The organism is Fibrobacter sp., from assembly GCF_017545445.1.
Taxonomy (GTDB): domain Bacteria; phylum Fibrobacterota; class Fibrobacteria; order Fibrobacterales; family Fibrobacteraceae; genus Fibrobacter.
Genome location: NZ_JAFWOM010000079.1, coordinates 20370 through 30843, shown reverse-complemented (window position 1 = coordinate 30843; position 10474 = coordinate 20370). Strand labels below are relative to the sequence as shown.

Sequence of the window (10474 nt, the reverse complement as noted above, 5' to 3'; positions counted from 1 at the left end):
TTATACTTATGGTGGATCTGCTTGGTTTACTATTTAAATCATCTATAGTAATTCAAGCAAAAAGGTGTAACTTTCGTTACACCTTTTAATTTTTGTCTCATTTAAACCGACAAATCGTCTCATTCAAACCGCCGCGTTATAGTCAAATAATCCCGATGAAAATGAGTTGATCTATTCGTCTTGTGCGGAATGCGAATCTTCTTCTTCCGTTAGCGATGTCGAACAAAATAGTGTATCTTCTAGCTCTGTCACTTTGGCAAAGCCCTGCAAAACAGACAGTACGGATACCTGCGAATACGGATCATTAACGGACGCTCGCGATGGCCAAATCTATAAAACTGTGAAAATTGGGGACCAGTGGTGGATGGCTGAGAATCTGAATTTCAAGACGAATCGCAGTCGTTGCTACAATGATTCTCTTAAATACTGCGAAACGTATGGAAGGCTTTATTCGTGGATTGACGCTGTTGATATGAACGAAAGTGAATGTGGTGATACTGGATATTTGTGTTCCGCACCTGAGGTGACTCAAGGCGTTTGTCCTTTAGGCTGGCATTTGCCAACGAAAACAGAATTTGAAACTTTAGTTTTGGCAGTTGGGGGAAGCTGGAATGAATGGAATGGTTGGAGTTGTCATGGAAGTTTAGTGTCTATCGCTAGCTGGAAAAAAAACATTTATAGTAAAAAATATGATGAGTTTGGTTTTGCGGCACTGCCTGCGGGGCATTGGAAAGTCGCTCAGCATAGGAAAGAAAGGGATAGGTATGAATACGAAGGTGAGGGAACCTGTTTTTGGAGTGCTACAGATATTTATGACTTTGCTGCACATTGTATGACTGAGTCTGGGTATTTGAATAATTATGATAAAGGCTACGCTACTTCTGTCCGTTGTATCAAAGACTAAGTTGCTTATTTTTTGCTGGCGAGCACTCCTATGGTGAGGCTTACGACGATGACGGCGAGGCTTGCCGGAGTCGGGATTTCGTACCATGCGGCGATGAGCATTTTAACACCCACGAATGCGAGGACGAACACGATGGCGTATTTGAGCTTGTCGAATTTGCCGAGCATGGCGGCGAGTGCAAAGTACAGCGAACGCAGTCCGAGAATCGCCATGATGTTGCTTGTAAAGACGATAAACGGATCGAGCGTCACGCCGAAAATGGCGGGGATGGAATCCATCGCGAAAAGCACGTCCGAGGTTTCGATGACGATGAGGGCGAGCATGAGCGGAGTCATGAAGCGTTTGCCGTTCTCCTTGACGAAAAACGCATGACCGTTAATTTCTGTCGCGATCGGGAAAAACTTTTTGGCGAGAATCACAACTTTGTTCTTGCTCAAGTCCTGCTCGTTGTCGTCATCGAGGAACAGCATCTTGAACGCGCTGTACAAGAGCAGCACGCCGAACACGTAAATCACCCAGTGGAAATGCTGGAGCAACGCCGTTCCTGCGAAAATAAAGGCGCCGCGAAGGACTATCGCTCCGAGAATGCCCCAAAAGAGCACGCGGTGCTGGTAAATTTGCGGAATCTTGAAATACGTAAAAATGGCGGCCATCACAAAGATGTTGTCAAGTGAAAGCGACTTCTCGATGATGTAGCCGGTCAAGTATTCGAGGGCGGCCTCGCTCCCAGCGACGGCGCCTGCCGGCCCGTGCAGCGTTCCGTTCCCGTAAAGAAAGTAAAGTGCCACGTCGAACAACAGCGAAAGCGCTATCCAAATGCCCGTCCAGCGGAGAGCCTCTCCAATTCCAATGATGGAGTCTTTCTTGTGGAAAACGCCAAGGTCCAACGCCAAGAAAATTCCGACGAGAATAAGGAACAGAATCCAGAAAAGTGTCATAAAAGCCCTCGCAATAATTGTGCTTGTTGCGTTTGTTTCTTAAAAGTAGCATTTTAGCGATTGCCTCATGAGAAACGATCGCTGTTTTATTTGCATCTCTGTTTCAAAATTTTCGAATTCTCTCGCTACTCTTTGAAATATGTTGACGGAGAGGTTCCAAATACTTTGCCGAGTTTTGAGGCCATTTCCCTTGAAATCGGACGAATATTGCGCTCTATCTCGGAGAGATTCTGCACGGAAATTTTAAGTTTTTTGGCGAGAACTTTCTGTGTCCATCCGCGAAGACCTCGGTCTGCTTTTATTGCGTCGCCGGGAGTCATGGACGCAGTGATTTCTTTGTACCAGTCCCAATCTTCAAGGCGTATAGATTCTTCGTCATCTTCAGTTTCATTTTTTTCAATTTTTAGAGAATCTTTGAATGCTGATTCTAGGAACATTATCACAAACTTAGGCACTTTACCTTCGATTCTGAAATATGCTGCCTCAGTGTTTTGCGTATGGGGCTGATTCACGACTGCCTGCATAATATACCTCTATGGTTTCGCTAAGTTTTATTCTTTCTAATAACTTATTTAATATAACCAAAATTGGCTAATAGTCAACATTTTTGCAGGATTGCTTTGATTGCTTTTAGGCAATAGAATGATGAACCCATTGCAAAATGCGATGGATCCATCACTTTATTTTGAATTAGGAATTACCTAGATTCCGCAGGACGAAATGATTCCCGGAGTGGGGATGTTCGTGCACCAGGAATCGGGTTCCGTGCGCTTGTTCCAAAGCCCGATGTTCAGCTGCGTGCTCTTGCGGACAGCAGCCGAAGACGAGCCGATGGGCAGCGGCGAAACGTGGAGCGAATCGGCCTTGCCGTAATAGAGCGAGTCGAGAACCGTTCCGTTGCACTGCAGTACAAGCGAGCCGGAAGACTTGCCGAACGACGGCATGCTTTCGGTGTACTTGTAGATGCCGGCGGAGCTTGCCCCTTCGAGGTCGCCCACGACGAGCACTTCATTTGGCGGGAGTTCGACGGTCGCGATTTCTGCAGAACCGCTCACGTTCGAGGTCTTGCCGAAAGTGCACTTGTCCAGAACGAGCGTGTCCGTGCTGCCGTTGTAGAATTCGACGAAGGTGAACTGCGTGGAATCCTTGGCGTTGGGCTGCACGAAGAATTCGCTCACGACGACATCGTTGACTGCCGGGGCGCGCTTGATGGCCGGGAGCTTGAGCGAAACCTGCAAATTCACGTCTTTCGCAAGGTCGATCGCAAGTGCAATTTTGCTGCGCAGCGATTCAATCTGGAAGTGCGGAATGGGCGAGTTTTCGTCGAGCGTGAAGTCGTCTTCCATGCTGAAGATGGTCTTGTTGCTTTCGTCTTGCATCGAGATGGTGATGTGGTATTCGCGGTCGAGCTTGAGGTCGTCGCTGGTGAAGGTGACGTTCTCGGAGTCGAATACCATGGGGTAGGTGAAGGTTTCGCCATTGCTGGTGAGCTTCATTTCGCCCTTCTTGATGCCTGCGGGGTTCCCAAAGCCGATGGGAATCTTCACATAGACGAAACCGACGAGCGCGTGCATCGGAATCTTCAAGTTCACGGCGGAACCTGCTTCAAGGGCGGTCGTGACTTCGCCCTCCTGCATCAAGGCCCCGTTCGCGTAGAGCTTTGCGTTGAACACCCATTCTTCGCCCGGGAAAAGGTCGAGGTTGAACGACTTCTTTTCGATGGAGTGGACGAGGTGGAGCGTGTCCGTGCCGTAGCAGTCGAGCACAAGGCTGTCGAGCAGCGGCGTTTCGGCAAAGTCCAGATTGAGAGCGACGTTGGCCGTTTCGCCAGTCTGGATGGACGGAATGGACGATTCTGCGCTGGATTCGCTGGAGCAATTCCAAAGAGAAATCGCCATGAGGGTGGCGGCTGCGCTAAGGCAGACGTGTTTTTTTGTTGTAGGACTCATATAACCTCCTATTTTGTGGAATGGTCCTACTTATTTAACACGCTTTTAGGGGGTGCTTTGTCCAAGACTTTTTTGTAAAAAGATGTTTACTGCGTTGCAGCCCAGTATTTACAAGCTTTCCGCACGATTCACTACATTTTTTTTGATGATGTATTTGACCTTTTTTGCATGTCATCCCGGCCTGAGCCTGTGCTGCCTGCACTGAGCAACGCCGAAGTGAGCTTGCCGAAGCATGCCGGGACCAGCTTACACGTCACCCCTCGCAGATACTGTTCCCTTCGCGATCCTAAGCTTTAAAACCTATAACCAAATCCCTAACAGTCCCCCTCGCAGATGCGTTCTCCCTCACGGATACGGCTCTTATCGCAGATACAGTCCCCCTCGCGTTCCTAAACCCTATAACCTATAACCTAATCCCAACTCTCGTCTAAAGATGCAACTTGCTCTTGCCGTTCTCGACGCGGTTGCCTTGGAGCTTGGCGGCACACGACTTGTCTTGCCTGAGTATTTTCACAAGGGCGCTCGGCGAAAGTCCAAATGCTGCCGCCGCTGCTTTCGTGTCGCCGTTCTTTGTCGCCATGATGTCAAAAACGTGGGCGACGAACAGCGGAAATTGCGGGTTGCTCGGCTGGATATGCCCGTTGCTCCCCGGAAATTTCATCTCGACTTCGGGAGGTGTCTCGCGGACATTCAATGCAAGTGCCATTTGCATGCGGTGCAGTGCGTGAATTTTATTCTCTTTTGCGCTCCTGCTTTCGGAAGACTTAATTTCTAAATTATATTGTTGTAACGAAAGATGAACGCCGGTATTGGTCTTGTTCCTGTGCTGGCCGCCGGGTCCGCTGCCTTGATAACCTTTCAGGGAGCATGCCCGTAAAAGTTCGTCCAGATTCATTTTCAAATAGGTATCGCGATGCATATCTTGAAAAATAAAATAGTTCTAGCGCTTTTGGTGAGCGTATTCACGTTTATGATGGGCTGTGCCGGTTCTTCTAACAGTTCCTCAAACGAACCTGTGGAGACCGCAGCCGTCCGCGATGCCAAATTCAAGGCTCAAGAGGCGGACAAACTTGCTATGCTGGGCGAGATGTTCGACTCGTTCAAGGCGGCTGTGAAAGATCATGCTCCGTCAGATGTTTTGCTGGATTTTTTGACGGATTCTTCGGAATACTGGATGGACGAACTTGAAAACCATGCGAAAAACTACGATTCGACGGCGCTTGCTTCGTGCCAGTTCTACGAGGCTTACGCCATCTTGCTGTATAGGCTGTACGAACGCGAACACCTCTGGCAAGTGCCGGATTATCGCATGCTCTATTTGCTCCTGTACGGTAGCGAATTTTTGAACTTGGTCGATCGCGTGAACATGGGACCGTTCGAAGTTAAGAACGATCGCGGAAGCGTGGGCCTTGCGTCGAGCCCGAAGGTTCCGATTATGTTGTTCAATTGGGACGACACCAAGTGGAAACTGAACCTGATTGAGACTTTGCCGCTCATCACGAAAGGGATCGAAGCGACCGCTTCCAAGAAAAATTGGTCGGATGTCAAGCTTGCTCTTTATTGGCTCGACAAGAAATATCACATGCAATATACCCGTCTAGACGAATCGCTCTTTGAACCGATCGGTTTCTAGTAGAACTGTAATTAGGATATAGAGTTTATGCGTAAATATCTTGTGGCTTGCGCAATTGCTTGTGCTTTAGCGGCTGCTTCTTGGGCTGCTCCGAATTCTGCGGTGTCAGCATCCAAGGCTAAAACGGTAGCGCCTTCGAAAAAAATTTACGGCGCCATCGAAGCGAAGGATGGCTTTAATGGAGGCCGCCTCTTTGATGTCTTGGATTCCGTCGGTGGCTCGGGAACGTGGATGGAATGGGACGTGAACGGCGTTCGCGACCCCGCTGTGATGAAGGTGCTTGATCCGATGCTGAATTCGTCGAACAAACCGAAAATGGTGTGGCTCATTACCGAACGCGATAAGCCGCTGATTTCGGTGTTGTTGCCGAAGGATGCGGGTGAAGTCATAGTGTTTTACGAACTGGATGCACTCGACGCCAAACCGGTACCGCTGAGGTTGAACAAAGTCTTTACGCCGGACGTCGTTTTCAGAGATTATAAACAAGTTTCTGAAACTGAGTTTGTGCATCTTGACCGCTCGAATTTGAAAATATCGGTCTTGGATAAACGAATTCGTTTTACTTACGACAATCCCGACAAGACTCCGCTGCGTTACGATGCTGATTTTGCCACGAAAACCATCGTTGAAAAACATAATGAAGTGAACGATTATCTCGGATTCTTGAAGTACGAGTATTCCATGATGCTCCGGGCGTTTGTGCAATCGACCCGTGGCATTTTTAACTGGCAACCGTGGCATTGGTACATGGACAAGTGGAATTCAAAATTCATGATTACGCCTAAGGAAATCGAGATGATTCTCTCGAAGGGTATTCCGCCTGAATATATTACGGTCTTTAAGGCGAAAGCTGTGGGCGGCGAAGTCATCGAAATGCACACAACGGGGAATGGGTTCCTTGAAATGGTCATTAAGAGACCCTAGCTTAACATGAGATGGGTGATACTTTTCTATTTTAGAATTCGTGAAATCCATCGTAAAAAAAATCCAAATTCTTTTTGTTGCCTGTGCAACCGTTTCGAGCTTGGCTTCTTCTGTCATAGAAGATTCCAAAAGACACTTTATCTTGGACGATGAAGTCCTCAATTCGTCTGCGGAACTCTGTGAAGACGGTTCGGGAAAGCATTTTAGCCCTGAAAACTCTTTTTACAGTGATTCCAATGGTGTTCCTGTTAGGCATTACCGCATTGCATTACCGTCGAATGCGAAACCGTCTGTATCCGTGACGGACGACAAGGTTCTTCCGCTTGGAGCTTCGCTTTGCAAATCGACTCCGGCTAAAGCTTTGCCGGTCTCTGTTTCGGAACCGTACCTGAAGGATTACTTGTGGCAAGTGGATGTGCTGGTCCCGCTATACTTGGTTCGTGGACAATCTGTGTCGCTCCGTCAGAAATTCCGTTTGGAAGTGGATTTTGGCTCATCTATGGCCAGCGGTAGAAATCCTGGAGCACGAGCGCTTATGCTTGTCGCGAATGCGAAGTCGGCGGCCCGGTTTGGCGTTGCTTCTGCGAACAATTCTCTGTTGCGTCGTGAGGCATCCTCGGATTTTGATGGAATTGTTCAGCTGGCCCAGCTAGTCGTGGGCGATAAGAACATGGCTTCGTTCGCTGAGGATGGCATGTATGCGGTTGATTTCAAGTCGGTCCGCAATTCACTTCTCAAGGTCATGCGTCAAAGCGAACTGGATGGCATTCCTATCGAAAAACTTTGCGTTTATGGAGCCTCGCCTGATACGCTCCCTGACATGGCTCCCGGTGCTAGCCTGCGTAACCCGAACCATATTTTTGAACTGCCCATCAGAGTTAACGACCGCAATTCCAATAAGATTTTTGACGATGGCGATACGCTTTATTTCGTAGGATACGGAAACGCTTTTTGGAAACGGATTGATTCGGAACCGGGTGAATTTTTCAAATTGAACATGGCGTATTTCCATTCGTATTCGCCATATTCCTATTATCAGTATTTTGTACTGGGCTACAAGGAAGTGGGCAAGGGGCTTCGTTTGGAGACGCTTACTCCGCCGAAGTCCTCGCCAAAGGATATCGAATGGTTTAGATATGTACGCGCCGAAAAAGAGCTTTTGCTGCGCGATACCTATTTCGGCAAGCCTTTGGATTGGGAAAGTTCTTCTGGAAAGGAATGGTTCTGGATTTGGCACGGCATGAACGATACGACTGTCCTTTCTCCATCGGATTTGAGTTTTTCATCTACGAAGGATTTGCCGGGGCTTGTTTCCGAGGGGAAGGGATATGTTGGCGTTTCGTTTTTCCCGTACCGTTCGATTGAGTCTTCGGCAGGCGTGGCGCAAAAAACGGATAATACTTATTCTACCAGAAGTTATGAAGAAAGGATGTTGTTTATTCGCTTTGGTTTGAAGGTGAATGGCGAATCGCATTCTTGGAGTCAAGGCTCTTTGCTGCCTGGAGGAAATTTTGGTTTTAGCATTAAATCGTTGAAGAAATCTAATAATGAATATGAACTCACCTTGCTGCCGAATACAAAACAGTCAGACCGTTTTGATGGTTATACGGTAGCGTACCAGTGGAATCCTACGACCGTGTCTATAGATTCTTCGGAATGGTTGTTGCCCGGTTTCGCAACGGGTGTTGTCCGCATCCCGGTAGGGAAAAACGAAGATCTCCGTTTGATGAAATTCAAGGATTTCAAGCCTGTGGGGCTTTTGAAAATTTCAAACGGATTTGCAGTGGATAGTATTGGCGAAAATGAAGATGTTCGCTATATGCTCTTCCGCGATAAAGATCGTCGCAAGGCTATCAGTCTTGAAGGCATTCCCAAAACATCGAGCAATGTTGTTCAGAACCTTTCTAAGATTTCGTCAAAAACGGAATACTTGATCATTACGCCCGAGGAATTTCTTGCTCCTGCGGAATCCTTGGCGGTGTTCCGCTCTAGCGACAAGTCGGCAAGTTCGCTGGTTACATCGCTCGTCTCTGCCGAAAACATTTATAGGCATTACACGGGTGGTGCTTTATCGCCGATTGCGATTAGAAACTTTATCGCATATGCACGCAGTGTGAGTCCGGATTTGCGTTTTGTATTGCTTGCCGGTTCGGGTCATTACGATTATCGAGGCATAAATGCAAAATTAGGCAAGAACTATATGCCTCCGTTTGAAAAGGAAGCGGTTGTGACGGAAGATTTCTTTGCGGTTCTCGATTCTGGAGAATCTGTTCGCAGCGGCAAGCCGCATGATGTGGATATTGCTGTGGGGCGTTTGCCGGTTTCGTCTGTCGAAGAATTTTATGATTACAATGAAAAGGCCAAAGACTATGATGAGATTGGCAAGTTCAATCACGGTGAATGGAAAACGACGCTTTTGCTTGCTGCTGATGACGCTCGTAACGGTACGGAATCTGATCCGACTCCGCATACTATGCACCAAGAAGATCTTGCGAGGATGATTGATTCATCGTCCGCGAAGCTTGGCTTTAGGATGAACCTGAAGAAGGTGTATCTTTTGGATTATGAGTACGATGCTGCTGGACAGAAGCAGGATGCCGTGAACGATTTCATGAGCATCATGAATCAGGGGGCCTTGATGACGATGTACTTCGGTCATGGTTCCAAGGTGGCGTGGGCTTCGGAAGGACTTTTGAAACCCTCGTACGTATCTAAACTTTCAAATAAAAAAGTTTATACGGTATTGAATTCGTTCTCTTGTACAGTCGGGCGATTTGACGAAGGCGGTTCCAGGTCCTTGTCTGAAACGTTTGTGGTCGCTCCTGAAGCCGGAGCCATAGCTGCCGTTGGTGCTACCCGCGAAACATATGCAAGCTATAACCAGATTTTTGCACATAACTTTATAAGTCGCGCTGTGCTTGAAAATGGCAATTACTTAGGCTTGGCATATATGCAGGCCAAGGACAATATCATCAAGAATTCTGATATTCATGCCGTCTATAATTCGGAGCACTATGTCTTGATTGGAGAACCCGTGATTCGTATGCCTTATGCGAATTTAAAAATTTCTATTGATTCTCCGGTGGAGTCGATAAAGGCTCTCGACAAGATGAAATTGTCTGGAACCGTATCAGGTTTATCGTCGGGAAGCATTGCCTTGACGTTAAGAGAAGGGCGTATAAATAAACCGCTACCTTTAATTTCTAGGGATTCGACTCTTAAAGTTCCTTATGACGGACCGCTTATTTATTCTGAAATTGTTCCTGTTGTCGGCGGGCGTTTTGAAACAGAATTTATTACCCCGAAAAAATTGAACATTGGCGATTCTCTTGCTGAATTGCGTGCGTGGGTGTATTCTTCGAACCAAGTTGCTGTCGGTCGCTACCTCGAAGATAGCATTAAGATTTCGGGCATATCAAATTATGCGGATTCGTTGAAAGATAAGACTCCGCCTTCCATTAGCATCCAGTCGTGTTACGGCGGGACGGCTTCGTCCTTTGCTGACAACCAGTTTGTCAAACTCCAGACTCCTGCTTGCTTGCAAGTTATCGTTGAAGACGAGACCGCTTTGGATTACCGCGAACAGGCTGACGAAGGTATTTCTTTTGAAATGATCGGGTTGGAAAATCCTTACCATCCTTCACCGTTTTTGGAACAGTCCTCTAAACGTGCGGTGGCCCGCAAGGCTTTGACCAGCGAATCGTATCCGCCAGGAAATTATGCTTTCAAGGTTCGTGCAATGGATGTTCTCGGAAATGCTTCCACGAAGCAGATCAATCTGCAAATTACGGATGCCATGCAGACGGGACTTTCTGATGTGTTTAATGTTCCGAATCCGATGGGGAAGGCGGGAACAACGTTCTACTTTAAGAATCTTTCCGCGGATCAAAATTCGAAGGTGTCGATATTCATTTACAACCAGCATGGCAGACTGGTCAAGGTCATTAAGGATGCGAAATCTGGTGAGACGCATTGGAACGGCAAGGATAATTACGGTCGCTTGCTTGCGAATGGATTGTATCACTACGTTGTACGTAGCGAAGTCTCGGAATCGAGTTCTGAGTCTAAGAAATCTAAAACTAAAACATGGACTAAAAAACAAAAATTGTTGATATCGAGGTAAATA

At 47.3% G+C, this 10474-nt stretch carries 8 protein-coding genes; 4 read left to right on the top strand and 4 right to left on the bottom strand.

The features are described from left to right. Nucleotides 1-166 precede the first annotated feature (166 nt). Entirely contained in the window at nt 167-904 is a 738-nt protein-coding gene (locus IKG78_RS09640) for a fibrobacter succinogenes major paralogous domain-containing protein (RefSeq protein WP_290942781.1), read from the top strand. A gap of 5 nt (nt 905-909) precedes the next feature. Here IKG78_RS09640 and IKG78_RS09635 read toward each other — a convergent pair whose 3' ends face one another. The 4 genes from IKG78_RS09635 to IKG78_RS09620 all read right to left on the bottom strand — a co-directional run bounded on the left by IKG78_RS09635 (nt 910) and on the right by IKG78_RS09620 (nt 4686). Then, nucleotides 910-1842: a TerC family protein gene (locus IKG78_RS09635; RefSeq protein ID WP_290942779.1), complete on the bottom strand. Its 933-nt coding sequence runs from the start codon at nt 1840-1842 to the stop codon at nt 910-912. A 125-nt stretch (nt 1843-1967) separates the two neighbouring features. After that, a complete protein-coding gene (locus IKG78_RS09630; protein ID WP_290942777.1) occupies nt 1968-2279 on the bottom strand; it encodes a helix-turn-helix transcriptional regulator in 312 nt (103 codons plus the stop codon). A gap of 264 nt (nt 2280-2543) precedes the next feature. Beyond that, on the bottom strand, nt 2544-3791 hold the full coding sequence (locus tag IKG78_RS09625) for a lamin tail domain-containing protein (RefSeq protein WP_290942775.1): 1248 nt from the start codon (nt 3789-3791) through the stop codon (nt 2544-2546). A 427-nt stretch (nt 3792-4218) separates the two neighbouring features. Beyond that, nucleotides 4219-4686 (bottom strand): peptide chain release factor-like protein, encoded by a 468-nt coding sequence (locus tag IKG78_RS09620; RefSeq protein WP_290942773.1) that lies wholly within the window; start codon nt 4684-4686, stop codon nt 4219-4221. An 18-nt stretch (nt 4687-4704) separates the two neighbouring features. On the opposite strand from IKG78_RS09620, the gene IKG78_RS09615 reads away from it, so the two are divergent. The 3 genes from IKG78_RS09615 to IKG78_RS09605 are packed head-to-tail and all read left to right on the top strand — an operon-like array spanning nt 4705 to nt 10471. After that, entirely contained in the window at nt 4705-5424 is a 720-nt protein-coding gene (locus IKG78_RS09615) for a hypothetical protein (RefSeq protein WP_290942771.1), read from the top strand. A 27-nt stretch (nt 5425-5451) separates the two neighbouring features. Then, nucleotides 5452-6348, top strand: a complete 897-nt coding sequence (locus tag IKG78_RS09610) for a hypothetical protein (RefSeq protein ID WP_290942769.1) — start codon at nt 5452-5454, stop codon at nt 6346-6348. A 40-nt stretch (nt 6349-6388) separates the two neighbouring features. Next, nucleotides 6389-10471 (top strand): C25 family cysteine peptidase, encoded by a 4083-nt coding sequence (locus IKG78_RS09605; RefSeq protein WP_290942767.1) that lies wholly within the window; start codon nt 6389-6391, stop codon nt 10469-10471. Nucleotides 10472-10474: the final 3 nt, after the last annotated feature.